At 53.5% G+C, this 23,850-nt stretch carries 23 protein-coding genes and 1 riboswitch; of the genes, 6 read left to right on the top strand and 17 right to left on the bottom strand.

The features are described 5' to 3' along the window. Positions 1–8: 8 nt before the first annotated feature. From WKJ04_RS02325 to msrA, 6 genes are all read right to left on the bottom strand, one after another. Entirely contained in the window at positions 9–734 is a 726-nt protein-coding gene (locus WKJ04_RS02325; protein ID WP_337878935.1) for a CpsB/CapC family capsule biosynthesis tyrosine phosphatase, read from the bottom strand. Further along, complete coding sequence (locus WKJ04_RS02320; RefSeq protein WP_337878934.1) at positions 734–2,923, bottom strand: polysaccharide biosynthesis tyrosine autokinase; 2,190 nt, start codon at positions 2,921–2,923, stop codon at positions 734–736. Before WKJ04_RS02320 ends, WKJ04_RS02325 begins: the two co-directional genes overlap by 1 nt. Before the next feature lie 2 nt (positions 2,924–2,925). Further along, complete coding sequence (locus WKJ04_RS02315; RefSeq protein WP_337878933.1) at positions 2,926–3,453, bottom strand: polysaccharide biosynthesis/export family protein; 528 nt, start codon at positions 3,451–3,453, stop codon at positions 2,926–2,928. Between the two features lie 32 nt (positions 3,454–3,485). Further along, positions 3,486–4,667 carry an outer membrane beta-barrel protein gene (locus WKJ04_RS02310; protein ID WP_337878932.1) on the bottom strand — a complete coding sequence of 394 codons (1,182 nt, stop codon included), beginning with the start codon at positions 4,665–4,667 and terminating at the stop codon, positions 3,486–3,488. Between the two features lie 13 nt (positions 4,668–4,680). Further along, positions 4,681–6,078 (bottom strand): undecaprenyl-phosphate glucose phosphotransferase, encoded by a 1,398-nt coding sequence (locus WKJ04_RS02305; RefSeq protein ID WP_337878931.1) that lies wholly within the window; start codon positions 6,076–6,078, stop codon positions 4,681–4,683. A 403-nt stretch (positions 6,079–6,481) separates the two neighbouring features. Then, on the bottom strand, positions 6,482–7,000 hold the full coding sequence (gene msrA, locus WKJ04_RS02300; protein ID WP_337878930.1) for a peptide-methionine (S)-S-oxide reductase MsrA: 519 nt from the start codon (positions 6,998–7,000) through the stop codon (positions 6,482–6,484). 127 nt (positions 7,001–7,127) lie between these two features. On the opposite strand from msrA, the gene WKJ04_RS02295 reads away from it, so the two are divergent. Then, a complete protein-coding gene (locus WKJ04_RS02295) occupies positions 7,128–7,505 on the top strand; it encodes a PH domain-containing protein (protein WP_337840966.1) in 378 nt (125 codons plus the stop codon). Further along, a complete protein-coding gene (locus tag WKJ04_RS02290) occupies positions 7,493–8,335 on the top strand; it encodes a hypothetical protein (RefSeq protein WP_337878929.1) in 843 nt (280 codons plus the stop codon). The genes WKJ04_RS02295 and WKJ04_RS02290 overlap by 13 nt, the downstream gene beginning before the upstream one ends. A gap of 3 nt (positions 8,336–8,338) precedes the next feature. Here the strand turns inward: WKJ04_RS02290 and WKJ04_RS02285 are convergent, their stop codons facing one another. The 9 genes from WKJ04_RS02285 to WKJ04_RS02245 form a co-directional block, all read right to left on the bottom strand. Beyond that, a complete protein-coding gene (locus WKJ04_RS02285) occupies positions 8,339–8,962 on the bottom strand; it encodes a DUF5610 domain-containing protein (RefSeq protein WP_337878928.1) in 624 nt (207 codons plus the stop codon). A 271-nt stretch (positions 8,963–9,233) separates the two neighbouring features. Then, positions 9,234–10,079 carry a cobalamin-binding protein gene (locus WKJ04_RS02280; RefSeq protein ID WP_337878927.1) on the bottom strand — a complete coding sequence of 282 codons (846 nt, stop codon included), beginning with the start codon at positions 10,077–10,079 and terminating at the stop codon, positions 9,234–9,236. Then, positions 10,076–10,678: a cob(I)yrinic acid a,c-diamide adenosyltransferase gene (gene cobO / locus WKJ04_RS02275; protein ID WP_337878926.1), complete on the bottom strand. Its 603-nt coding sequence runs from the start codon at positions 10,676–10,678 to the stop codon at positions 10,076–10,078. Before cobO ends, WKJ04_RS02280 begins: the two co-directional genes overlap by 4 nt. Positions 10,679–10,690: 12 nt before the next feature. After that, on the bottom strand, positions 10,691–11,290 hold the full coding sequence (locus tag WKJ04_RS02270; RefSeq protein WP_337878925.1) for a histidine phosphatase family protein: 600 nt from the start codon (positions 11,288–11,290) through the stop codon (positions 10,691–10,693). Next, complete coding sequence (cobU, locus tag WKJ04_RS02265; protein ID WP_337878924.1) at positions 11,277–11,813, bottom strand: bifunctional adenosylcobinamide kinase/adenosylcobinamide-phosphate guanylyltransferase; 537 nt, start codon at positions 11,811–11,813, stop codon at positions 11,277–11,279. The genes WKJ04_RS02270 and cobU overlap by 14 nt, the downstream gene beginning before the upstream one ends. After that, entirely contained in the window at positions 11,813–12,580 is a 768-nt protein-coding gene (locus WKJ04_RS02260; RefSeq protein WP_337878923.1) for an adenosylcobinamide-GDP ribazoletransferase, read from the bottom strand. The genes cobU and WKJ04_RS02260 overlap by 1 nt, the downstream gene beginning before the upstream one ends. Continuing rightward, the gene (gene cobT, locus WKJ04_RS02255; RefSeq protein ID WP_337878922.1) at positions 12,577–13,617 is read right to left on the bottom strand and encodes a nicotinate-nucleotide--dimethylbenzimidazole phosphoribosyltransferase; all 1,041 of its coding nucleotides are present in this window, start codon (positions 13,615–13,617) and stop codon (positions 12,577–12,579) included. Before cobT ends, WKJ04_RS02260 begins: the two co-directional genes overlap by 4 nt. 9 nt (positions 13,618–13,626) lie before the next feature. Continuing rightward, positions 13,627–14,592, bottom strand: a complete 966-nt coding sequence (locus WKJ04_RS02250) for an iron ABC transporter permease (protein WP_337878921.1) — start codon at positions 14,590–14,592, stop codon at positions 13,627–13,629. Then, on the bottom strand, positions 14,589–15,365 hold the full coding sequence (locus WKJ04_RS02245; RefSeq protein WP_337878920.1) for an ABC transporter ATP-binding protein: 777 nt from the start codon (positions 15,363–15,365) through the stop codon (positions 14,589–14,591). The genes WKJ04_RS02250 and WKJ04_RS02245 overlap by 4 nt, the downstream gene beginning before the upstream one ends. A gap of 91 nt (positions 15,366–15,456) precedes the next feature. Continuing rightward, a riboswitch (cobalamin riboswitch) is annotated at positions 15,457–15,602 on the bottom strand. A gap of 134 nt (positions 15,603–15,736) precedes the next feature. Here WKJ04_RS02245 and WKJ04_RS02240 point away from each other — a divergent pair. Next, positions 15,737–16,486 (top strand): transporter substrate-binding domain-containing protein, encoded by a 750-nt coding sequence (locus tag WKJ04_RS02240; protein ID WP_337878919.1) that lies wholly within the window; start codon positions 15,737–15,739, stop codon positions 16,484–16,486. 57 nt (positions 16,487–16,543) lie between these two features. On the opposite strand, the gene WKJ04_RS02235 is transcribed toward WKJ04_RS02240, so the two are convergent. Together WKJ04_RS02235 and WKJ04_RS02230 are read right to left on the bottom strand one after the other, a co-directional pair. After that, complete coding sequence (locus WKJ04_RS02235) at positions 16,544–19,651, bottom strand: efflux RND transporter permease subunit (RefSeq protein WP_337878918.1); 3,108 nt, start codon at positions 19,649–19,651, stop codon at positions 16,544–16,546. A gap of 3 nt (positions 19,652–19,654) precedes the next feature. Continuing rightward, positions 19,655–20,704, bottom strand: a complete 1,050-nt coding sequence (locus WKJ04_RS02230) for an efflux RND transporter periplasmic adaptor subunit (protein ID WP_337878917.1) — start codon at positions 20,702–20,704, stop codon at positions 19,655–19,657. Between the two features lie 217 nt (positions 20,705–20,921). Between WKJ04_RS02230 and WKJ04_RS02225 the strand changes: the two genes are divergently transcribed. The 3 genes from WKJ04_RS02225 (at position 20,922) to WKJ04_RS02215 (ending at position 23,737) form a co-directional block, all read left to right on the top strand. After that, complete coding sequence (locus WKJ04_RS02225) at positions 20,922–21,590, top strand: DUF2982 domain-containing protein (protein ID WP_337878916.1); 669 nt, start codon at positions 20,922–20,924, stop codon at positions 21,588–21,590. A 63-nt stretch (positions 21,591–21,653) separates the two neighbouring features. After that, the gene (locus WKJ04_RS02220; protein ID WP_337878915.1) at positions 21,654–21,989 is read left to right on the top strand and encodes a hypothetical protein; all 336 of its coding nucleotides are present in this window, start codon (positions 21,654–21,656) and stop codon (positions 21,987–21,989) included. Positions 21,990–22,063: 74 nt separating this feature from the next. Continuing rightward, complete coding sequence (locus WKJ04_RS02215; protein WP_337878914.1) at positions 22,064–23,737, top strand: FapA family protein; 1,674 nt, start codon at positions 22,064–22,066, stop codon at positions 23,735–23,737. Positions 23,738–23,850: the final 113 nt, after the last annotated feature.

Genomic DNA, 23,850 nt, shown 5'->3' with positions numbered 1-23,850 from the left:
TGGGTCCTTTAACTGAAGTGAAAGCGGCTGATTTGTGCAGGTTTGTCCTGGGTTAACAACCCGGCGTAGTCGTCACCACAGAGCTGTGAAATGGCAGCCCTGGCTTCGGCCAGCTTGGGTGGCCTGCGTTGCAGGCTGTGGCTGTCGGTGGCTACAATGTCAAAGGCTCGCTCTTCCAATAATTGCAGTGCTGTGTGCTGGCTGGCTTCGCCCATGTCACCCAATACAGAGCTGGCTGTCAGTTGTAACAGGCAGCCAAAGCGGCGAAAAGGCAGCAGTTTTTTAATGTCCTGCTGAATATCTCGGTTACGTTCCGGGTGAGCAATCATCGGCAAAATTTGTTTGGTCAGCAGCCATTTTACTAAACGGTCGGCACCGGCTGGCACATGGCTGTGCGGAAACTCCAGCAGCAATACTTTATAGCCCTGGTATTCGCCTAAAAAGGGCAACAGGCCACTTTCGGCCCAATAGGGCAGCTCGGCACACAGCCGCACTTCGGCGGCGGCGGCCAGTTGTATGCCAAGGCCTGCGGCTTTGGCCTGCTGCTTCAGCTCACTCAGGCCCTGCTGAATAATGGCCTGAGTGTTGTCGAAATAACCGGGGTTAATATGCGGCGTGGTCACTATATGGCTGATGCCATTTTGCTCCGCCAGCCGCAGCAGCTGCAGTGCCTCTTCCATGCTGCGGGCACCGTCGTCAATGCCCGGAATAAAATGGCAGTGCAGGTCGTACATCAGCTTTGCTCACTGCTGTAATAGTGGTAGTAGCCATAGTGGCTGTAATCGCCGTAACTTTGCGCCACTTTTTTCATATTCACTTTATTCAGTATTACGCCATACAGGTTGTTTTCGGTTTGCAGCAGTTTGTGAATGCCGCTTTGTATGGCGCCACCGCGGGTCTGGTCGGCTGCAACAACATAGAGTACGGCGTCTGCTGTTTTGGCAATGACCAAAGCGTCGCTTACCGCCTGCACTGGTGGCGTGTCAATAATAACTCTGTCGTAGCGCTGGGCCAGTTGCTGCAGTAACTCAGCAAAACGTGGTGAGCTTAATAACTCCAGCGGGTTAGGCGGCACATTGCCGGCTGGCAACAAGGTAATGCCAGATTTCTCGTCCACCACCAGGCAGTCGTCCAGTTGTTCGCGGCCGGCTATTAAGTTGGCCAGGCCCGGCTGGTAAGCCGGTAAACCAAAACGTTTGGCCAGGGTAGGGCGGCGCATATCGGCGTCAATAAGCAGCACTTTTTCCATTTGGCCAAAGGCAAAAGCCAGGTTTACCGCGCAGGTAGACTTGCCCTCAGAAGGCACAGAAGACGTTAGCTCAATCAGCTTCAGCTGTTTGTCCAGTGCCAGTAAGGTCAGGCTGGTTCTTATGCTGCGCACCGATTCAGCATATTGTTTATGCCCGTCGTCGAAAAAGCTGTACAGCGGTAAGTCAGTATTCTTTTGGTGCGGCAAATCGGGCATAAAACCTAAAGTGCGCTGGCCCAGCAGGTTTTCCACTTCGTTGGGCGATTTTATAGTGTCGTTTAGGGCGTCCAGCACAAAGGCCAGCATCATGCCCAGGCCCAATGTTGCCACAAAGGCCAGCACCACAATCAGTTTGCGTTTGGGGGCCACCGGCTCTGTGCCCGGCACGGCGAGGTCGGTAAAGCGGGCAATGGCCGAGTTAAAGTCGCTGGTTACTTCGGTTTCTTTTTGCCGCGCTAAAAAGGTTTCAAATAACTGGCGGTTGGTGGTTACCTCACGCTGCAGCCGTTGGTAGGTGGTTTCTTTAATACTGGTGTCCTGGTACTGCACTTTGGCTTTGGCCAGTTCAGCTTCCAGTGCTACCACATTTTCCTGAACCGAGCGGGCTTCGTTTTCTATGCCCGACACCAGCTTTTTAATCTGGCCGCGCAGGTTGTCGGTTACGGCGGTCAGCTCGCTTTTGGCGGCTATCAGTTTAGGGTGCCTGGGGCCATAAATTTTTGAAAGTTCAGACACTTTCTGTTCTGTGGCTGCCTGCAGGGTTTTAATGTCCTGCACGCCTTTGTGGGCAGTAATTTCCGGCAGGCTTTCCAGCTGCTCCATATTGTCAATGCCGTACTGGCGTATTACCCGGATAAAACCGTCCACCTGGGCTTTGCGCGAACGGGCTTCGGTGAGCTCGTCAGACAACCTTTCCAGCTCTTTGGCGCCTAAGCCGCGCACACCTTCTACGTCAATTAAGCCTTCTTTTTCCCGGTAAGCCTGCAGGCGGGCTTCCGAGTCGTCCAGTTGCTGGCGCAGCTCACCCAAACGGCCACCTAACCAGTTGGCGGCCTGTTGGGTAATGCCCAGTTTGGCTTCCAGCTGGCTGTTAATGTATTCATCACCCACTGCATTGGCCACCTGAGCAGCTAATTCCGGGCTGTAAGTGGTAAAGCTTATTTGCACCAGCTGGGTTTTACGAATGGGGTTAATGCTGAGCCGTTCGAGAAACTCATTCACCAGGCTTTCGCGCTGCTTAAAGGCAATTTGCTCAGGGGTTAATTCGGCTTCCGGGTTTGGAATAAAGGGCACTAAATCGCGCAGCCGCTGCATTAAGCCGGGTTTTACTTCAAAATCCGGGTGGTCTTTTAAATTCAGTTTGTCCACCACTTTTTCGGCAATGGAGCGCGATTTTAAAATTTCAAACTGGGTAAGGTAGTATTCCTGCTGGCCAGAGTTAATGCCATACACCTCTTCAATAGACACGGCCTTGGCCTGCTGGCTTTCAATCAGCAGGGTAGCGGTAGAGGCATATTTGCTTTGAATATTCAGCACCACCAGCACGGTCAGCACTGTCACCAGCACCGCCAGGGTCAGAATGCGCCATTTGTGAATATTGATAATGCTGATGTACTTGCGCAGATCAATCACGTCCTGCTGTTGCGGTACCGCTGCTGTGTCCATTACTGCCATAGTTAGAAGAATCTCTGCTCAATTGTCACTGTGTCGCCGGGGTTTACTTTGGTGTTCAGGTTGGCGTTTTCCTGCCGGCTTTTACTGGCTTCGCGGGTGATAAATATTTTTTCACGCGACGCCCGCTCGGTCAGGCCGCCTGCCAACGCCACGGCCTGGTTTACTGTCATGCCGGGTTTGTAAGGGTAACCGCCGGGTTGTTTTACTTCGCCATGAATAAAAAATGGCCGGTATTCCACAATACCAACAAACACATTGGGTTCAACAAAATAGTCACCTTTCAGGCCGTTATACACCAGGCCTTCCAGTTTTTTAATGGTTAAGCCTTTGGCAGTAATTTCGCCTAAAAAGGGGTAGTTAATTTTGCCGCTGTCGGTTAGCTGGGTTTCGATGGTCAGGTCGGGTTCACCAATGACCTGAATGATAATTTTGTCGCCGGGCCCTAATAAATAACTGGCGTCTTCCTGGGCCACAACCCAGGAAGACCAGCTAAAACACAGGGCAACAATAAGTACTACGAGTTGTTGCATAAAACGTTGATGTCCTTTTGTTTCGCCACAAATTACAGTGAGAAATCAAAGTTAAGGCCTATAACATTGCGGTCGAACTTAATGCCTTCTACGGACGAGGTTTTGTCGGTGACTGTGCCGTACAGGCTGACATCCATAAAACGACGGAACGCATATTTCACACTGGCGGTGTAGGAATCGTTTTCGTCTTTCCGCACTAAGCCAACGTAATCTTCTTCCATCCGGTTGTAAGACAGGTTGGTTTGAACCGATTCGCTCCAGTTATGCGACCAGCCTACAACATAGGTGGTTTCTTTAATGTAATCGCCGCCTTGCAATGGGTCTTTGGCTTTACGGCCTGTGCCCACATTAAAGCTGGTATACGACAGTGGCGACCAGTTGGCGTTAACTGTCCAGGCCACACCGCTGAAGTCTTCGCGCTCTTCATCGTCAAAGTCTTTTTTCTGGTAACCAATTTTGGCTTCGCCAGAGGTCAGTGCACTAATTTGCCACTCGGCACCCAGTTTAACATTGGTGTCTTTGCTGTCGCGTGGGGCGTCCGGGTCGACAAAGTCGTAGCTGATGTCGTCTACGCTGGTTTCCAGTACGGCCGTGGTGCCTGACTGGGTGTCGTAGTAAAAGTTCACACCACCTAACAGCGAGTCGTAATCGCGGAACTGCGTCACTTCACGCTGGTTCATGTATTCCTTGTTGAAGTATTTGGCGCCTACCCGAACCCGGGCTGGGGCTGCCTTGGCACCGTATTCGTAGTAACCAGAAACGGTCTGGTTGTTTAAGCGGGTTGGTTCGTCCTGGTCGTTATTTAAACCTTCAGTAATACCGGTACCGCGGTCTTCATGGCCCCAAACCAGGTCGGCTTTCAGGTTCACTTTGCTTTGTTCAGACAAGCGGGTGTCAAACAAACCACCAATATTGGTGTCAATAAAGTTGTCGTCGCTGCTGTCGAAGTAGGTGCCACTGAACACACCAGCATTGAACTCATACACGGTAACGCCGTCGTCAGCACGGGCCTTCAGTGTAGGCACAATGGTTAATACCCAACTGTCAATTTCGTTGGCGTTGGCACTGGTGATGTTGTCGTCATACTTCAGGCCTGTAGTTAATAAAGGCGTGATGTCGAAGCCAGATTCAGTTTGAATAGATTGCGGGTCAACCGCCAGCACCTGACTGCTGGCACAGGCCAGGGCAACCATAATCGCCAACTTGGATTTCATAGATAGTCCTTTTTTAGTAAACATTTTTTCCGGTAAAGCCGCGGAAAAAGGTTAAAAACACAATTTTTGCATCCCACCACAACGACCAGTTTTTGATGTAGGCCAGGTCGTACTCCACCCGCTTTTCCATCTTTTCCAGTGAGTCGGTTTCGCCGCGCCAGCCGTTGATCTGTGCCCAGCCGGTAATGCCTGGTTTCACTTTGTGGCGCAGCATATAAAACGCCACCAGCTTGCGGTATTCCTCGTTGTGGGCAACAGCGTGGGGACGGGGCCCAACGACCGACATGTCACCTGTCAGCACATTGATAAACTGCGGCAGTTCGTCCAGCGAGGTGCGCCGTAAGAAACCACCCAATGGGGTGATACGGCTGTCGCCTTTGGTTGCCTGAACAACCTTACTGCCGTTTTCCTGCACTGTCATACTGCGGAATTTATAGACCTTGATCGGCTTGCCGTCCAACCCGTACCTGTCTTGTTTAAATAACACAGGGCCGCGGCTTGTTGCTTTAATTGCTATGGAAATCACTAACATAGGAACGGCGAGCAGCAGCAGGGCAATGGAGCTGACCACAATGTCGAAGCTGCGTTTCAGCCAGTCGCGGGCGCCGAAGTAAGGCGACTCAAACACGCTGAGGGTTTCGACATTACCAACGCTGCCAAAGCGGGCGTGCATCAGGTTGTACAGCAGGAAGTCGGGCACTAAATGCACGTCAACCGTGGTGTCGCCCAGCCGTTGAATAATGTCGGCGATGCGTTTGTCGGCAGACATGGGCAGGGTTAAATACAGCTTGTCGATGGTGCCACGACGGGCTGCGTCGACACAGTCTTCCACTTTGCCAAGCATGCGTTCTGAGCAGCTGAATACACGCTCTGGTGCTCTGTCGTCGTAGATGCCACAAAACACCAGGCCAAGCTCTGGGCGTTGGTTAATTTCATTGATCAGGCGCTCTGCATTTTCGGTGCAGCCCACAATGGCAACCCGACGGGTGCTGATGCCTTTTTTATGCAGGGCATTTTTGATAATTCGCCCGCAAATGCGCCAGATGGCCAGCTGGCAAAAGGCAAGACAACCCCAGCCGCCCACCACCAGACGAGAAAAGTCTGCAGTAATTTTAAAGGCCCATGTCACTACGAGCATGGCGCTGAATGCAACAAACAAACAGGTGGCAACCAGCCAGATGCTGGTGCTCAGGCGGTTAACACGCCATGAGCGGTACAGCTGCAGAGATTCGGCCGTGTAGAGGTAGGCCACCAAGACCATTAGCAACAACACAACGTAGTTGGTTGTGGTGATTTGGTCTTGCAGCTTCAGGCTGATGTACAACGCAACGCTGATGGAAGCGATGTCAAAAAATCTGTTTATAAAGCAGGAACCGCTATCTTCTGCCTTGAAACCGGGTTGAGTGTTCATAGTTACGTCCTATTAACTACAGGCCTGCGCCTTTTTGGTGCGCAGAGGAGTTAGAGTTTACACTGTGAAAAATTTAATACAATTAGTAATTCGATTAAATTTTACCCGTGCCTTATAACGGTAACTGGTAAATATGACACCGTCTTTACGCAGGTTTGATTAAAAACTCTTAAAAATCAAACAGGTGAAAAATTTTAACTTATTGCAGTTTTTATCATATTTTGGGGGCGATTTTGGAGGCGTCGTTATAAGGGTTGATTTTTATACTGTTTTTCTCCCGCAATTTTTCTAATTTGAGAACATCCGTCATTCTCAAAACCGCTTCAGATGAAAAAATACACTCTATAAGCCTTTTGGCTGGCTGAGTTTGTTTGGGGCTGGGGGCCAGCCCTCAAGGAAGGCGTTATTTCAGCAATGCCGCAAAGTGCTGGCGGAATTTCGCCAGCTTGGGCGCTATCAGAATGCTGCAGTAGGGCTGTTGCGGGTTTTGTTCAAAATAGCCCTGATGGTAGTCCTCCGCCGGGTAAAAGGTACTGGCAGGACTGAGCTCGGTGACTATGGGTGCCGACCACTGCAATTGCTGGGCAGCTTTGGATTGCTGCGCCTGCTGCAGCTGCGATTCGTCATGATAAAACACCACCGAACGGTACTGGGTGCCTACATCGTTGCCTTGCCGGTTCAGCGTGGTTGGGTCATGTAAAAACCAGAAGATCTGCAGTAACAGGTCATAACTGATAACTGAAGGGTCAAATTGCAATTGCACCACCTCGGCATGGCCTGTGGTACCGCTGCAGACAGAGCGGTAGTTGGGTGAGGCGGTATGGCCGCCCATATAACCGCTGAGGGCGCTGACGCCCCGAACCTGGTTAAAGGCTGATTCAATACACCAGAAGCAACCGGCGCCAAAGGTAGCAAGTTCCATTGTTATCCCTCATTCAATTCAGAGCCTTGTTGGAGGGAAGTCTACCGGAATTCTGCCGGCAACACTAAGCCTGCCTTGCCAGCGACGGCTCTTGTGTTTTAGGCTGATGCCTTCAATGGAGGTGATTATGGGTTTGTTAGGTGCGTTATTGGGCAATGCCGGGGCCGCAGACTTAGCGGAAGTGGAACAGGATTTACAACAGATTCTGTTGGCGGACGAAAAAGTGCAGCAGGCGTACAAAGTGATCCGTGACCTGATGGTGTTTACGGACCGTCGTTTGATCCTGGTGGATAAACAAGGGTTAACCGGCTCCAAACGGGAAATTATGTCGGTGCCTTACCGGTCGATAGTGCGGTTTGCTGCGGAAACCAAAGGCCATTTTGATTTGGAGTCTGACCTGAAAATCTGGCTTGGCAGTACCGACAGCCCTATTGTCAAAACCTTCAGCAAGGACAGCTCTATTCTGGATGTGCAAAAAGCCCTGGTGCAGTATTGTTGCGCTTAAGCCAGCCCCCGTTATCGGCGGCGTTGCTGCTTCTGCTGTCGTCCTGTGTGCCAACTCCGGCCGCAGAGACGGCGCCGACTGAACAGCTTTTGCCTGTGGTACTGAATGAATCTTCAGCCTTAAGTTGTGCGGATGACACCTTATGGAGCCTGAATGATTCAGGCAATAAAGCCGAGGTGTTTCAGCTCAGTGTCACCGGGCAGTTGTTGCGTCAGCAAAAACTCAGGTTGCCCAATGTGGACTGGGAAGCGCTGGAATGGGCAGAAGGCCAGCTTTGGCTGGCGGATACCGGCAATAACGACGGCCAACGTGCTGAATTGCAGTTGTATGGACTGAGCTGGCAATTGACGCCGGAAAAAACCATTCGCTTACGCCTGCCGGACGAAGAACGGCAGATTTACCACCATGATCTGGATTTTGAAGCCATGGTGTTCTGGCAACAGCAACTCTGGCTGGTGAGTAAAAGCTGGAAAAGTGGCATAGCCCGCCTTTACCCGCTGGACCGTGCCAAAGCGGTGCAGCCGTTGCCTGCGGCCCGCTACGAGGTGCAACTGCCATTTCTGGTCACTGCCGCTTCTGCGGTGCCGGGCTCTGACCATTTGTTGCTGGTGGGTTATGTGCCGCCTCAGCAGCGGTTCTGGCAAACGATTGTCGGTAAATTTGAAGTCTGGATGGCGCTGCTGGATGCAGAGGGCAAGCTGATAAAACAACAACAGCTGCCTGTGGACACGCAGGTGGAGGGGGCCTGTGTGGATCCAGCCGGGCAGCTGTGGCTGAGCAGTGAAGTGGGGTATAAGCCGGCCAGTCTGTACCGGCTCCTTCACTGGTAATACTTACATCTTGGTCAGTTCGTCTTTGGTGTTCGCGGCAACGTCAGCTGCCAGTTCTTCATCCTTAGCAGGATTCAGAATAGATTCGCGGAAGCGGGCAAAACCGTCCTGGATCAGGCCGTAGGTTTTGTCGATATCGTCTGCCACTTTGCCGCTTAATACGCCAAGGCCATCCAGAATTTCACGGGCGTCGGCAAAGCCGGTATCGACGCCACCGCCGACTATGGATAAAAATTTATCCAGCCGTTCTTCTTCGGTCATGTCCGGGGTTTGTTCTTTGTACTTCTGATAAAAGGCCGTTGCAAAGCTGACAATACGGTCGGCTGTGGCTTCAGGCGAGGTATCGACGTCACTTTGTTTAATTTTTTCTGCGGCGTTGGGGCCAAATTCTTCTTCCAGCTCTCTGTTGATGCCTTCCAGCGCAGTTTTGTAAAGCAACTTCAGTGAGTTGTCATCCTGGCCTGTGGTCAGTTTCAGCTGGCTTTCCATAATGGATGCATTCAGCTGTTGCTTGTTCAGGCGGGACTGCTCATAGCCTGTCAGCTTTTTCTCTTTGCTTTCTTCGGTGGCATTGCTGCTGTTGGCGGACTGAGCATTGGTGGTGCTCAGACTGGTGATGGATGACATAAAGCTCTCCTGCGCTGTGGCTGTGGCTGCGGTCAGTATAGCCAGACCATGCCTGGGTTGTATCCCTGTTTCGGCCCGCACCGGCAAAACTTTAGCCCCATGCGGCAAAAAATTGCCGGGAGCAATTTTTCATTGTGCGAAGCACAACCCGAAGGGGCGCTGCCATGGATGGTGGCGCTAAAAAAGCCGGGAGCAATTTTTCATTGTGCGAAGCACAACCCGGAGGGGCGCCGCCATGGATGGTGGCGCTAAAAAAGCCGGGAGCAATTTTTCATTGTGCGAGTTTTTGATAAAACGACCGTGCCTTATCAATATCCTGACAAAGCCGTTCAACGCCCTGCAGCATCCGGGTTGTGGTGCGATGCAATAAATCAGAATCCGGTTTGCTGAACTGCTGGTATTTCACCGCGGGCAGCTCTGTCCAGCGTGACCAGTCAAACAAAGAGCGTTTCTCTTGCTCAGAATCTGGCTGAATAATCAACTGAGGCTGGCTGACCAGCACCTGCTCCAGGCCTACTGTGGGGTAATCGCCTGTGGCGCTGGCAAAGGGGTTTTCTGCACCGCAGAGCGCCAGTTGTTGTTGTGGCCAGGCCTGATTGGCGACTGTGGACAAGGGGTCGGCCCACAGCTCGTAAAATACCCGGACTTTGCTTTGCCGCTGGTAGCGTTGTTTTAAGGCCGACAGTTGCTGTTCAAACAGGCTGGCCTGTTGCTCCGCCTGGGCCTGATGACCGGTGAGCTGACCCAATAACCTGAGCTCTGCGGCTATGTCCTGCAGCTGTCTGGGGTTGGACTCCACCAGGTTCAGGCCCAGCGCCCGCAAACGGCTGATATCCCCCGGTGGATTGCCATCTGTCCAGGCCAGCACCAAATCAGGTTTGAGCAGCAGAATTTGTTCGACATTCAGCTGCATATAATTGCCCACCCGGGGCAGTTGTTTCGCCGCAGCGGGGTAGTCGGCATGTTCGGTGGCGGCCACCAGTCTGTCACCGGCACCAATGCTGTACAGCTGCTCCACCAAATGGGGGGACAAAGCAATAATGCGCTGTGCGTGGGGTTGTGCCTGAGCCTGCACCTGCCAGGCGAGCAGCGCGGCGAACCAAAGCAGGGCTTTCACCAGTCCACTCCTTTTTGCACCTGAATACCGGCATCAAAGGCGTGTTTAATATTCTGTATTTCGCTGACGGTGTCGGCCATGTCAATCAAGCGGCGATGGCAGTTGCGGCCTGTGATCACCAGATGCTGACTGGCCGGGCGCTGTTCAATTGCACGCACCACCCGGTCCAGATCCAGGTAGTGGTAACTCAGCATATAGGTCAGTTCATCCAGCAACACCAGCTGCAGCCTTTCGTCTTGCAAGAAGCGTTCAGCCTCTGCCCAGACCAGCTCAGCGGCAGCTATATCGGCTTCCCGGTTTTGGGTTTCCCAGGTAAAACCTGTGGCCATGACGGCAAATTCAACACCATGCTGTTGCAGCAGGTTACGTTCACCGCAGTCCCAGCTGCCTTTAATAAACTGCACCACGGCGGCGTTCAGGCCATGGCCGACAGCCCGGGCCACAGTGCCAAAACCAGCGGTGGATTTGCCTTTGCCATCTCCGGTCAGTACCAGCAATAAGGCTTTATCCTGGGTGGCGGCGCTGATTTTTTTATCCACTTCGGCTTTTAACTGTTGCTGGCGTTCTTTGTGGCGTTGTTGTTTGTAATTTTGATCCATGTTGTCTGACTCTCAGATTGAAGGGGGAAGTGGCGCTGCCATACAAAGCAGTTGCCAGGGCGCCCCGGCGTGGGGGCGCTGAATACGGCTGATGCTGCCATACCCGACCGACAGCTGCTGCCACCAGGGCAGGTGGTCCGGCGGGATATGCAAGACAGCGCCCAGGATCACCCGGATCACGCCGCCATGCAGCAGCCAGAGCTGGTTGCCTGTATGCCATTGGCTGTGTTGGTTAAAACCCGACACCACCCGCTGAATAAAGTCTTGCAGGGTTTCACCCGCAGGCGGTTTATGAACCAGCGGGTTTTGCCAGAACTGGCACAGGGCTGGCCAGTCCGGGTGCTGTTCTGAATAGCGCATGCCGTCCCAGCGGCCAAAATTCATTTCCATCAGCAAAGGTTCGGTTTCAAGCTGCAGTTGCAACCGGGCTGCATGCAGCTGCGCTGTGGTCTGGCAGCGTTGCAGCGGTGAGCTGAGCACCCGCTGGTAGGGCTGCTCCGCCAGCCAGTGCAGGCACGCAGGTTCAGGCTCGGCCAGCGCAATGTCGGTCTGACCAAATAAACCGGCTGGCCCCTGCACTGGGCCATGGCGCACTAAATCAATCTGCTGCATTGGCCTGACCTTTTAAGTACAGCGGCAGACCGGCACAGACCAGCACGACCTGATGGCAACAGGCCGCCAGTTGCTGATTCAGCCAGCCTTGTTCGTCAACAAAACGCCGGTTGATTGGCCCCAGAGGGACGACTCCGGCGCCCACTTCATTGCTGACCAGCACCAGCCGGCCGTCAAAATTGGCGACTGCGTCAGCAAGGCGCTGACGCAGCTGTTGAAAGTTTTGCTCGGGAAACCGGTAAAGCTGGTTATTCAGCCAGAGTGTCAGGCAATCGACCAGTACTGTGGCGCCCTGGCCTGATAAGGAGTTCAGGGTTTCAGTCAGCAACAACGGCACTTCCAGCACAGTCCAGTGGCCGGGTCTTTGCTGCTGGTGCTGTAAAATACGCTGTGTCATTTCATCGTCTATGGCCGTGGCGGTGGCGAGATAAAACACCTCGTCTGCCTTTGCCAGCAACTGTTCAGCAAAGCTGGATTTGCCGCTGCGGGCGCCTCCGAGGATCAGGGTTGTTGTGTGCGTCATCAGCTGTGAGTCCATACCAGTAACCAGATTAGATAAAGCGCAACCTCTGTAACTTGCTGCGCCGCACCGAGCAGATCCCCTGTGTAGCCCCCCAGCTGCGATTTGAAATAATGCCGGCACAAGCCAAAGCCAATCAGCAGGGTAACACACAGGCTGAGGCTCAACGGCCAGGGCAGCCAATACAGAGGCAGCAAGGCCACCAGCAGGTTGAGCCCCAGGTTCAGGCTGTCTCTTTGGCTGACCAGAGGTTTGCTTTTACTGACCGCGTCAGCCTGCTGGTAGTTCAGGCTGTTGATCAGCAATACCGGCACCAGGCGGGATAAGGCCGCGACCACCAGCACAGCCCAAACCGCCTGTGCCTGCAGCTCGTGCAGGCTTTGCCATTTCAGCAGCATCACCAGCACAAAAGCAGCGGTGCCGTAGCTGCCAATGCGGCTGTCTTTTAAAATACTGAGTTTTTGCGACAACTGCTGGCCACCGCCCAAAGCGTCGGCGGTGTCAGCCAGGCCATCTTCATGAAACACGCCGGTCAGAACAAGGCCTGCCACCAGCATCAGCAGTACCGCCAGGGCCGGGCTGAATAACTGCAACAGCCCATACAATAACAGCGCCTGCAAAGCGCCCAATAACCAGCCGACTAAACAGATATAACGGCCGGATTGATTGAGCCGTTCCTTACTGTAAGGCAGGCTGGCCGGAACCGGCAGTCGGCTGAAAAAACTCAGCGCCAGTAAAAACAGCTGCCATTGTCTGAGCAGGACGCTCAAGGCTGCACCACCACATTGGTGACGTCGGCACTTTGAAAGCTGGCCATGTCATTAAAGAAACTCTGGGCAGCCTGCAGCAGGGGCCAGGCCAGCACGGCTCCGGTGCCTTCGCCCAGACGTAATGACAAATCCAGCAGCGGCGAGGCCTGCAGCTGGGTTAAGGCGGCTCTGTGGCCGGTTTCAGCCCCCTGATGGGCAAAAATCAGGTAATCACGGCAGGCCGGGTTCAGCTGACAGGCCAGAATAGCCGCCACTGTGACAATAAAACCGTCGATCAGCACAGGGCTGCGCTGGCTGGCGCCACCTAAGATGGCCCCTGTCAGCTGGGCAATTTCAAAACCGCCAAACTCCGCGAGCAACGAGACTGGATCTTTGGCATAAGGGCGCGACAAGGCTAACTGGATCAGACTGACTTTGCGTTGGTACTGCGCGGCGCTGATGCCGGTGCCAAAGCCCACACAACTGTACAGAGGAATGTCGGTGGCGGCGCAGAGCAGGGCGGCTGCACTGCTGGTGTTGGCAATGCCCATTTCGCCCAGCAGCAACACATCATAACCGGAGTCCAGCTGCTGGCGGGCCAGCTGATAGCCCAGCTCCAGGCCTTGCCGGGCCTGTTGCTGACTCATGGCGCTTTGCAGGCTGAAATCTTCGGTGATGCTGCCAAGGCGTTGTTTAATCAGCCCATCCTGTTCCGGCAGGTCGGTCAGAATACCGCAATCCACCACCTTCAGCGCCACACCGGCGCTGCGGCAAAAACAATTGGCGGCTGCCCCACCGGCCAGAAAGTTGCGCACCATTTCCGTGGTGACCTGACTGGGCGCAATGCTGAGCTGATGCCGGTTAATGCCATGGTCACCGGCAAAAATAAGCAGCAGGGGGGCCTGCAGCGTCAATGGCAGACGTTGGCGGATCAGGGCCAGCTGCAGCGCCAGGTTTTCCAGTTTCCCCAAAGCGCCAAGCGGTTTGGTTTTTTGATCAATCACCTGCTGCAGTGTTGCTGCTTTGCGGTGATCCACAATGCTGATCTCAAACTTCATTGCCTCTCCTCAGCGCTGTTGTCTGAGCACTAAGCTGAAAAAAAACACACTGCCAATGGCTGAGGTCAGTACCCCAACGGGCAGCTCCTGGCTTGGAAACACCGAGCGGGACAAGGTGTCCACTCCGAGTAAAAAGACGGCGCCAAGACCGACAGAACCCAGCACCAGGGGGACGCTGGACAAACCAAACAGTCGCCGTACCAGATGCGGCACCATCAGACCAATAAAGGCAATGCCGCCACAGCAGGCCACTATGACCGCAGTGAGGGCGGCGCAACCGAGCAAAAACATCAGCCGCAGGGCTGCCACGGGCACCCCCAGACTACGGGCGCTTTCGTCGGTCAGCAACAAGGCGTCCAGCTGGCGGCGAAACAGCAGGCTGAGTACGGTGAGCAGTACCAGCAAGGGCAGACTCAGCTGCACGTCGGCATAACTGGCTTGCGCCAGGCTGCCAAGCAGCCAGAACATCACCCGGTTGGCGGCAAAGGGTTCGGAAATATACAGCAGGGCGCTGGACAGCGCGCTGAATAAAAAACTGATGGCCACACCACAGAGCAACAGCGTTTCCAGACGCTGGCCTGAGCCCAGCCGGCTGATTAGCAACACCAGCAGCACGGCGAGGGTGGAGCCGGCAAAGGCTGCAAACGCCAAAGCACCGGGCCAGGACGGCAGCAGTAACTGCTGCAAGGTGGCGCCCAAAGCCGCCCCGGACACCACACCAAATAAATAGGGGTCGGCCAGTGAATTGCGGCAGCAATTTTGCAGCAGAGCACCGGACAGGGCCAGACCCCCACCGGCGACCATCGCCAGCACAATACGGGGCAGGCGGATTTGCCAGAGCACGGTTTGGGTCATGGCGTCCTGTGCCTGCCATAAACCCGCCCAGCTCAGCGCCAGCGGCCCGGTCAGCAATGACCAGAGCGGCAGCAGCATCAGGGTGCCCAGCAACAGGCTCCAGCGCAGCCCCGTGTTCATTGCCACTCCGGATGGCCAAAGTTAACCCGGGGTCTGGCGACAAAGGGGTTCTGATCGACCAGGCAATGGCTGCGAAACACCTGTTGCAACAGAGGTTCGGTTAATACCTGCCCGACGGGGCCGTCGGCCAGCAGATGGCCTTGGTTGAGCAATAACAAGCGGTCGCAATAACAGGCGGCCAGGTTGAGATCATGAATGCTGGCCAACACGGCAATGCCCAGTGTTTTGCACAGGTGCATCATCTGGTGCTGGTAATAGGGGTCCAGGTGATTGGTCGGTTCGTCCAGCAACAACAGCCGGGGGCGTTGTACCAGCGCCCTGGCCAGCAGCACCCGCTGTTGTTCGCCACCGGATAAGTTGGCAAATGGCTGCCGCTGCCTGGACAGCAAACCAACCTGGTCCAGTTGCTGCTGCACCAGCAGCTGATCGTCCGCAGTGGTGGTTTGCCAGAGCTTTTTATGGGGCAGCAGCCCCATAGTCACCACATCCAGCACGGACAGGTTAAATAAATGGCCGGGCAACTGACTGACCACCGCCAGCTGTCTGGCCAGTTGAGGTCTGCTGTAATGGCTTAACGGGATTTGGTCCAGTTCAATCTGGCCGCTGCTGGGCTGGTATTCTGCCTGCAGCAGACGTTGCAATGAGGTTTTACCGGCACCATTGGGGCCTATCAGGCCAACAAACTGCCGCTCCTGCAGTTCAAAACTTAATGAATGCAATACAGGCTGTTGCTGAAGTTCAAGCCGGACTTGTTGAAAACGTACCAGAGCCACTGTTGTCCTTGATTGAGAAACACCAGCCGCTGACAGAATGATTCTGCTGAATGACGGCACAGTGTAGACCCGCACTGTGTACTGCTTGCGCAGCGCTTTTACTGAAAAGGTCAGGCCATCTGGCTCACTGCGGTGTCTTGGACTGTTGCAGTTTACAGTTGCGGGTACAGCAGAGGATTTTCACCCCTTTCCCTGTGAAGTCAGGCCTGGCCCGACACCCATGTTCAGCTGCAGGCCAGTCTAGCAGCTGGCTGGGAGCGGGTCACTGAAAATATCTGAGCATAAACAGTTTTTTCCTGAACTTAGCCTCTGGCGCTTTCAAAAGTACGCTGCCATAGTAGCCGGTGGAACATTAAATAGGGATTGTGATCGTGCCTGTACTCTGGTTGTTGATAGGGGTATTGCTGGTTGTGAAAACTGCATCTGCCTGTGAACTGTCTTTTGCCGCGGAAGCTGAGTTTCCGCCACACCTGATGCAGCAAGGTGAGGAATGGACAGGCCAAAGTGTCGTGCTGCTGAAGCGACTGGCGGAAAAAACCGGCTGTCGGCTGCGTTATGTGGACAGTCCCTGGCTGCGTTCATTGCAGCAACTGAAAAGTGGTGAGCTGGCTGTGGTCAGCCAATTGACCAGGACCCAGAGCCGGGAGCAGGATTTTGTGTTTATCGGCCCCCATCACACTGAGCGTATCTGGCTGATTGGCGATCCGACGAAGCTGCTGCCCATTCAGTCGTTGCAGCAGCTGGCCGGTCAACTGGATTATGGCCGCATTGCTGAACTGAACGGGGCTTATTATGGCGAACAGTTTGAACAGCTGAAGCGACAGCCGGAGTTTGCCCGGCAACTGGTGTCTATCAGCAGTATTCAGGACAAACTGGCGCTGCTCCGAGCCAACAGGGTCAATGCCATTCTGGAAGATGAAACTGTGCTGCAGTATTGGCAGGACAAAGGTTACCAGGATGCAGTCCGTTATCAGAAGTTGCTGCTGATCTACCAAAGCCCGGTGTATTTTGGCTTCAGTAAAAAGGCATTAAGCCAGGCTCAGCTGCAAAAGTTGCAACAAGCCTGGCAGCAGATGGTGCAAGACGGCGAAGTAAGCCGGATTCAGGCGATGCGCTGGTAACGGCGCTGGCATTCCACAAAAAAGCCGTCAATCGACGGCTTTTTGCTTCTTTCGCTGTTAGTCCAGCTTTTCCGGCCCGGCCTGCTGCTCCAGCAATTCCAGTTCACGGCTGAGCTGCTCCGGTGAGCCGGTGTTTTTGGCCAGCACCAGATAAGCGACAGGCACCACATAAATGGTCAGCAGGGTGGCAATGCCGACACCGGCGAAAATGACCATACCTATCACCATCCGGCTTTCGGAGCCCGGCCCCGTAGTGATGATGAGCGGGATTGCACTCATGACGGTGGTGAAGGCGGTCATGACAATAGGGCGCAGGCGCAGCGCAGAAGCGCGCTTGATGGCTTCTTCAAACGCGACTCCGGCATCCCGCAGCTGATTGGCAAATTCGACGATCAGGATGCCATTTTTCGCCACCAGACCGATCAGCATCACCAAGCCTATCTGGCTGTAGATATTCAGTGTCATGCCCGCCAGGTACAGACCGGCCAGCGCACCCACCAGCCCCAGCGGTACTGTCAGCATAATGACCAGCGGGTGAATAAAGCTTTCAAACTGAGCGGCTAACACCAGGTAGGTGACCAGCAGCGCCAGCATAAAAATAAGCGCTGTGGATTCGCCACTTTCTTTGTACAGCAGCGACTCGTTTTTGTAGTCGATGCCCACTGTGCCTTCGATATTCTCCTTGACCACAGTTTCCAGAAATTCCAGCGCTTCACCCAGGCTGTAACCCGGTGCCAGGCCAGCAGTAATAGTGACAGCGCGCATTCTGTTGTAACGGTTCAGCGCTGAAGTGGTGGCTTCTTCTTTTAAGGTCACCAGGTTGTCGAGTGGGATCAACTGGCCAGACTCTGTTGCGCGCACATACACATTGCTGATGGCGCCGGGGCGGGCAAAGTCTTTGTCTTCCCCTTCGAGCAGCACATCGTATTCTTTGCCGCGGTCAAGAAAGGTAGTGACACGGCGGCCACCAAGCATGGCTTCCAGCGCCCGGCCCACAGCACCGACCGAGATGCCTAAATCGGCGGCTCTTTCGCTGTTAATTTCCACCAGCACCTGAGGCACTGTTTCTTTGTAGTCGTGGTCCAGCATCTGCAGGTTGGGGTTGGCCGCCGCTTTTTCCAGTACGATGTCACGCCAGCGCGACAGCTCTTCATAGGTATTGCCCTGAATAACAAACTGCACTGGCCGGCCACCCCCGCGGCCGCCGCCCAGGCCACTGCGCATAAAGGTAAAGGCTTTAATGTCTGGCAGCTGGTTCAGTTTGCCTGCCACTTCCTGCATCAGCTCGGCGGTGCGGCGCTGGCCGTTGTTCCAGTTTTCGGTGCCGACTATGGCCACACCACCGCTGTTGCCCCAGCCCGGCACCCGGATAAGCAGCCGGTTAAATTCGCCTTTCTGGTAGTAGGGCAGCAGCACATCTTCAATTAACCGCATATTTTTGCTGTTGTTCTGATAACTGGCCCCTTCAGCGCCATTCATATTGACAAAAAAGGTGCCTCTGTCTTCCTGAGGGGCCAGCTCGCCTGGCAGCATTTTCAGCAGCAACACACTGGCCACCAGGCTCAGCAGCAACACAGCAAAAGTAGGCCAACGATTCTGCATCACCATGTTCAGTTGATTGCGATAACCGGTTTCCAGTGTGTCAAAGGCCTTGTGCATGGCGGCACTGAAACGGGATTCACGTTTCTGATGCTTCAGCAGTTTGCTGGCCAGCATGGGCGACAGGGTGAGGGCCGTCAGTGCCGAAAAGGCCACGGCCGCCGCCACGGCCAGCGCAAATTCGGTAAAGAGTTTCCCCAGTTCGCCTTGCATAAAGACCAGGGGGACAAAGACTGAAATCAGCACCAGGGTGGTGGCGATGACGGCAAAACCCACTTCACGGGTGCCTCGATAGGCCGCCAGCAGTGGTGCTTCACCCTGTTCAATGCGCCGGTAAATGTTTTCCAGCACTACAATGGAGTCGTCAACCACCAGACCTATGGCCAGCACCATGGCCAGCAAGGTCAGCAGATTGATTGAAAAATCCAGCGCAAAGAGCACAGTGACAGCCGCCACCAGGGCGACGGGCACCGTAATAGCCGGAATAAAGGTGGCGCGCAGGTTACCGAGGAACAGGAAAATGACCAGCACCACCATCAGCATGGCGATGGCCAGTGTGTTGTACACCTCGTGAATGGATTCGGCGATAAAGAGGGAGGAGTCATACCCTGGTTCAATGGTGGTGCCGGCCGGCAGGCTTTGTTTGATTTTCTCCATCTCGGCGCGGGCGTTGCGCACCACGTCCAGCGTATTGGCTTTGGACTGTTTGATAATGCCGATACCCAACAGGTTTTTACCGTCGCCGCGGAACTCACTTTCTTCATCTTCTGAACTTAAAATGACATTGGCAACTTCACCGAGGCGAACAATGTAATTGTCGGCCCCCCGTTTAATGGCCAGGCGGCGGAAATCCTGCTGGGTTTTGTAGGTGCGCACTACCCGCACGGTAAAATCGCGTTCAGCGGATTTAATTTCGCCGGCCGGCAGTTCGACATTTTCGTTACGCAGCACAGTTTCAATGTCCTGCACTGTGACACCACGGGCAGCCATGGCATCTTTGTCCAGCCAGATCCGCATGGCATAACGGCGTTCGCCGCCTATCTGAATACGGGCCACACCGTCCACCACCGAAAAACGTTCCACTATGTAGCGGTCGGCATAGTCGGACAGCTCCAGACTGGTCATGGTCTCACTGTTCAGCACAAACCAGGCAATGGTGTCGTCATCGCCGTCTGCTTTAAAGACTTCAGGCGGGTAGGCCTGATCCGGCAGATTATCCAGAATACGGGAGACCCGTTCCCGCACGTCATTGGCGGCGGCGTCTATGTCCCTGTTGATATTAAATTCAATGGTGACGTTAGAGCGGCCATCCCTGCTGTTGGAGGTGATGTTTTTAATGCCTTCCACACCGGAAATGCGGTCTTCAATGGGCTGAGTAATTTTGGTTTCGACAATTTCGGCTGACGCGCCCGGGTAGTCGGTGCTGACGGTGACGATAGGCGAGTCAATATCCGGAAACTCGCGCAGCGGCAGCATGGTAAAACAGACAATACCGAAGATCAGCAATAACAGGTTCATCACTGTAGCGAAGACAGGACGTTTGACGGAGACATCAGATAACCACATAACTTACTCCACCACAGTCACAGACGAACCTGTCTGGAGTTTTTGTGTGCCTTCAATCACCACCTGCTGGCCCGGTGTCAGGCCCTGGCTGATTTCGACCATACCGGGCAAGCGCTGACCAATTTCCACTTCGGTCTGAACGACGGTGTTGTCCGGCTGAATCACATAGACATACTGTTTGTTTTTCAGGGGCACCAGGGCTTTTTCGGAAATTTGAATGGCCTGCTGCTCGTCCAGTGTCACTTTCACGGTCAGCAACATACCAGGGCGTAATTTGTGATCGGGATTGGGCAACATGGCATGTACCCTGACGGAACGGCTGACCGGGTCCAGACGGGTGTCAATGGCTTTGATGGTGCCGTCAAATTCCTCGCCGGGGTAGGCGACACTGCTGCTGCTGACTTGCATACCAGGCTGCAGTTGGGCCAGATACTGTTCAGCCACACTGAATTCAATGCGGATCTGGCTTAAATCATCGAGTGTGGTCAGTATGGTGCCGGCACTGACATAAGCCCCCTGGCTGACCCGGCGTAAACCCAGTACACCACTGAACGGCGCTTTGATGGCCAAATCATTCAGCCGGGCTTTAACTGCATCCAGCTGCGCCAGTGTGGTGTTTACTTTCGCTTGTTGTTCATCCAGTAAAGACTGCGCAGAGGCCTGGGTGCGGGTCAGGTTTTTTAATCTGTCCAACTGACGTTTTTGTTCGGTCAGCTGGGCTGTCAGCTCTGCCACCCTGGCCCGCTCTTCCACGTCATGCAGCTGCACCAGTAAAGCGCCTTTTTCGACGGCCCGGCCTTCGTTAATATTCAGCACTGTGATGTAATCGCTGGCATTACTGACAATTTGGATGGATTCGTTGGCCAGAGCTGTCCCCAGGCTTTGCACCTGACGTTTTAAATTGCTCAACTCTGCAACCTGAGATTTCACCTGAACAGCTGAGTTGGTGGCCGCGGCTTTTGGCGCTACCTGTTGATTTTTGAACGCTAAAAAGCCAATAAATGCAGCCATTCCAATCAGTAATAACCAAATCAGTCGAGAGTTTTTTTGCACCACTTGTACTCCGTTTTTGTATAGTTCTGTTGGTTTTTATTAAGCAGGGCTATTGTAGGGAAGAATAGCCATTGCGTATGACCTGTTATCGCAGTGACTCAGGTATTGGTCGTATTGGAGAGAGAATGTCAGATAAACCCTGTCAGTTTTGCCTGAATATGCGCTTTTTAGTGCTGTGGACTGTTGCGATGTTGTTATTTTATTGGTGGTACACCGCATGACTCCGCTGCAGTTTCAGGCAAAAACCGCCAAAGGTGGCGCCAGTTTGCTGCTCTGGTCCTCTGGTCTGTTATTGCTGTGGCTGCTGGCGCTCGCGGCATTTCGTGAGCTGTTGCCTGCCACCGCCTGGGCTATGTTGCTGCTGGTCTGCCTGATTGCCCTGGTTTTGGCTTATGCCCGTTTGACGGAACCATGGCTGGTGCTGGAAGCGACCGAGCAGGGGCTGACGTTTTTTCATCGCAAAGGCAACTGGGTGTTGCCCTGGCAGGAATGTGGGCTGGTCACAGTGCCCGAGCTCAATGGCCAGGAGCTGGCTTATGTTGGCATCCGCCTGAAGCAACAAAGTCCGTTTTTATCACGCCTGAGCCCGCGTCTGGCGGTGGCGCTTTTGATGGAACAACGCAACCTGTTGCTCAGTGCGGTCGGTCAGAATTGCCCGACCGGGCAATGTCCGTCGGCCTTTTTTATGGAAACCAACCCTTGTCTTGTGGAAGGGAAGGTGTATAAAGGGGTGATTGGTATGTTTGGTCAGCGTATGCAGACGCTCAGACAACTGATTGGTTTTGAACTCTATATTCCTCTGAATGCATTGAGTGAAAACCCGCAGATTTTTTGCCGGACAATCAATCAGCTTCGGCTACAATATTCAGAGAATACAGTCACCTAGACACCTGCATCCTGCTGTATCATAATGGCGGTGAAAAAATAAGTGAGTACACGGTAAGTTGTTATGAATAATTACGAAAAGCCTTTTCTGGTTAGTGGTCGTAACACATTAATCCATAAGCAAAAAAAAGTGGATTTAGTGATTGTGAATGACACAAATGACCCTGTTGTTGTTGCCACCCGTCATGGGGTGAAAATTTTTAATGAAGAATTACCAGCCAATAAAGCGGAAGCAAAATCCCGCTACCTTGAACTGGTGGATATTTCCAGCAGTGATGTGTTCAGCGAATGCAAAACCCTGTTGTTTGTACAGGCACTGAATAATAAAGAATATAAAGTTGATTACAGCAAAGTAGGCACAGATTTGTTTATCCGTATTCACCAGGAAAACTACATTTAATCCTCTGCTGAGTCCGGTTGTTAAACACAGAACTGCCTGTCACAGCAGGTAGTTTTTCTGGTTGTAGGACCTTTATGCTAGAAGCCATTGCTTGTCAGTTTAGCTTGAAAGACGATTTGGTATTTGTCGAAATACCAGTCTCCTTGACTGACATCAGTGATGCCACCATCAAAGAGCAACTGGAGCAGGCAGGTTATGGCCGTTGTCTGTTGCTGCTTGATCAATTGACGAATCTGGTCACTGAATACAAACAAATCCAACAAAAAATCAAGCAACAGCTGCAAAGCGAAGGCTATATCCTGAAATACAAGGTGGCTCAGCGCAAACCGGCCATTCTGAACATTATGGTGTCAGACGATACCATGTCGGCTGTCGCCGAAATTATTGCTGCTTTTGGTGGCCAACACGTTTCTGCCAACGACGTGGTTAAAGCCGGACAGGAAGCCGGTATTGTTTACGGTTTTCAAAAAGAACAGATACTGCAGTTGGTTGCACATGCCAGCCGCGCTGAATCTGGCAGCAAAGTGCGCGCCACTATTGCCGTAGGCCGCGAGGCTGAATCTGGCAAAGACTCGGTATTTGAACCGCTGATCAGTGACATGGGGAACAGGATCCGTAAACCTGTGGCACAAAGTGAGGGGAAAGTCGATTTACGCGATTTTGGCGTGATTGCTTCGGTCAAAACCGGCGATGTGCTGATGCGGCGTTTACCGCCGACCAAAGGCAAACCAGGCATGACGGTCACCGGCAAAGCGCTGCAGGCGCTGGATGGTCAGGAAAAGTCCTGGGGGGCCGGTGAAGGCGCTGAAGTCAGCCCACAAGACCCCAGCCTGCTGCTGGCCAGCCGGGATGGTATGCCCCGTTTGCTGGAAGCCGCTGTCACTGTTGATGAAGTCTTTGTGATTAATAAAGTGGATGCCAGCACCGGCCATATTATTTTCAAAGGTGCAGTGGTCATCAACGGTGATGTGGCCGAATCAATGAAGGTGGTGGCTGGCGGCAATGTGTTCGTCAAAGGGGTTTTTGAAGGAACGTTGCTGGAGTCGGGAGGCGATGTCAGCATTGGCGGCGCCGTGATAGGCCATCAAATCAATGATGAAACCGGTTCTGCACTCAGCACCGTGATCCGGGCCAAAGGCAATATTCAGTGCACGCTGGCGCAATATACCGAGTTTGAATGCGAAGGGCTGCTGAATGCCACCAAACAACTGCTGCACTGTGATGTGCAGGCCGCCGAAGTGTTGGCCGGGATGCCGGACAAAATCAATGGCAAAATTGTCGGTGGGAATTATTACCTCGGCAGTCATCTGAAGTGTGGTGAATTAGGCGCTTTGTCAGGCAGTCAGCTGAAAATCCGTCTTAACCGACTGATGGATCCGATCCTTGAAAAGCAGGCTGTGCTGAAAAATACCCTGCTTGAACTGAAAGCAGAAATGGAAGAGATCAGGCAGCATGTTGAGCAAATGAAACAGATGGAACGCTCGCCGGCTGTGATGGAACAACTGACCGCTATGGTCAAAGATTACGAGGAACAGCGGCGTATTGCTGCCGCTTTTATAGCCGACATCAAGCAATTGGAAGAAAATCGCCGCCAGTTATTATTGGCTGTGGCGGTCGAAGCCCGCCAAAAACTCTTTACGGGTGTGGAATGCCAGATAGGTCAGGAACTGACCCGTACCCGCAGGGAGTACGGCCCGTCCCGCATCCGCCTGACTGATCAGGGCGTGGTGGTCGAAGCCTTTATCTGACACCCGCAACTCTTCTTACAGATTGAATTCTGGTCTGATTATTGCTTCGTTCGTGGTCTGAATCTAAGGTGTCAATGCGCTGACGCTTCGACGTTGGCCGGTGCAAAGGACTA

Origin of the sequence: Rheinheimera sp. (assembly GCF_037442345.1) — a bacterium.
Lineage (GTDB): Bacteria > Pseudomonadota > Gammaproteobacteria > Enterobacterales > Alteromonadaceae > Pararheinheimera.
Note: the sequence above shows the minus strand (reverse complement) of the source record. Positions and strands in the feature narration are given on the sequence as shown.

Bases quoted from the DNA above. Each gene is read 5' to 3' on its own strand.
- WKJ04_RS02325 (WP_337878935.1), bottom strand. From the start codon at position 734: ATGTACGACCTGCACTGCCATTTTATTCCGGGCATTGACGACGGTGCC.
- WKJ04_RS02320 (WP_337878934.1), bottom strand. From the start codon at position 2,923: ATGGCAGTAATGGACACAGCAGCGGTACCGCAACAGCAGGACGTGATT.
- WKJ04_RS02315 (WP_337878933.1), bottom strand. From the start codon at position 3,453: ATGCAACAACTCGTAGTACTTATTGTTGCCCTGTGTTTTAGCTGGTCT.
- WKJ04_RS02310 (WP_337878932.1), bottom strand. From the start codon at position 4,667: ATGAAATCCAAGTTGGCGATTATGGTTGCCCTGGCCTGTGCCAGCAGT.
- WKJ04_RS02305 (WP_337878931.1), bottom strand. From the start codon at position 6,078: ATGAACACTCAACCCGGTTTCAAGGCAGAAGATAGCGGTTCCTGCTTT.
- msrA (WP_337878930.1), bottom strand. From the start codon at position 7,000: ATGGAACTTGCTACCTTTGGCGCCGGTTGCTTCTGGTGTATTGAATCA.
- WKJ04_RS02295 (WP_337840966.1), top strand. From the start codon at position 7,128: ATGGGTTTGTTAGGTGCGTTATTGGGCAATGCCGGGGCCGCAGACTTA.
- WKJ04_RS02285 (WP_337878928.1), bottom strand. From the start codon at position 8,962: ATGTCATCCATCACCAGTCTGAGCACCACCAATGCTCAGTCCGCCAAC.
- cobO (WP_337878926.1), bottom strand. From the start codon at position 10,678: ATGGATCAAAATTACAAACAACAACGCCACAAAGAACGCCAGCAACAG.
- WKJ04_RS02270 (WP_337878925.1), bottom strand. From the start codon at position 11,290: ATGCAGCAGATTGATTTAGTGCGCCATGGCCCAGTGCAGGGGCCAGCC.
- cobU (WP_337878924.1), bottom strand. From the start codon at position 11,813: ATGACGCACACAACAACCCTGATCCTCGGAGGCGCCCGCAGCGGCAAA.
- cobT (WP_337878922.1), bottom strand. From the start codon at position 13,617: ATGAAGTTTGAGATCAGCATTGTGGATCACCGCAAAGCAGCAACACTG.
- WKJ04_RS02250 (WP_337878921.1), bottom strand. From the start codon at position 14,592: ATGAACACGGGGCTGCGCTGGAGCCTGTTGCTGGGCACCCTGATGCTG.
- WKJ04_RS02235 (WP_337878918.1), bottom strand. From the start codon at position 19,651: ATGTGGTTATCTGATGTCTCCGTCAAACGTCCTGTCTTCGCTACAGTG.
- WKJ04_RS02225 (WP_337878916.1), top strand. From the start codon at position 20,922: ATGACTCCGCTGCAGTTTCAGGCAAAAACCGCCAAAGGTGGCGCCAGT.
- WKJ04_RS02220 (WP_337878915.1), top strand. From the start codon at position 21,654: ATGAATAATTACGAAAAGCCTTTTCTGGTTAGTGGTCGTAACACATTA.
- WKJ04_RS02215 (WP_337878914.1), top strand. From the start codon at position 22,064: ATGCTAGAAGCCATTGCTTGTCAGTTTAGCTTGAAAGACGATTTGGTA.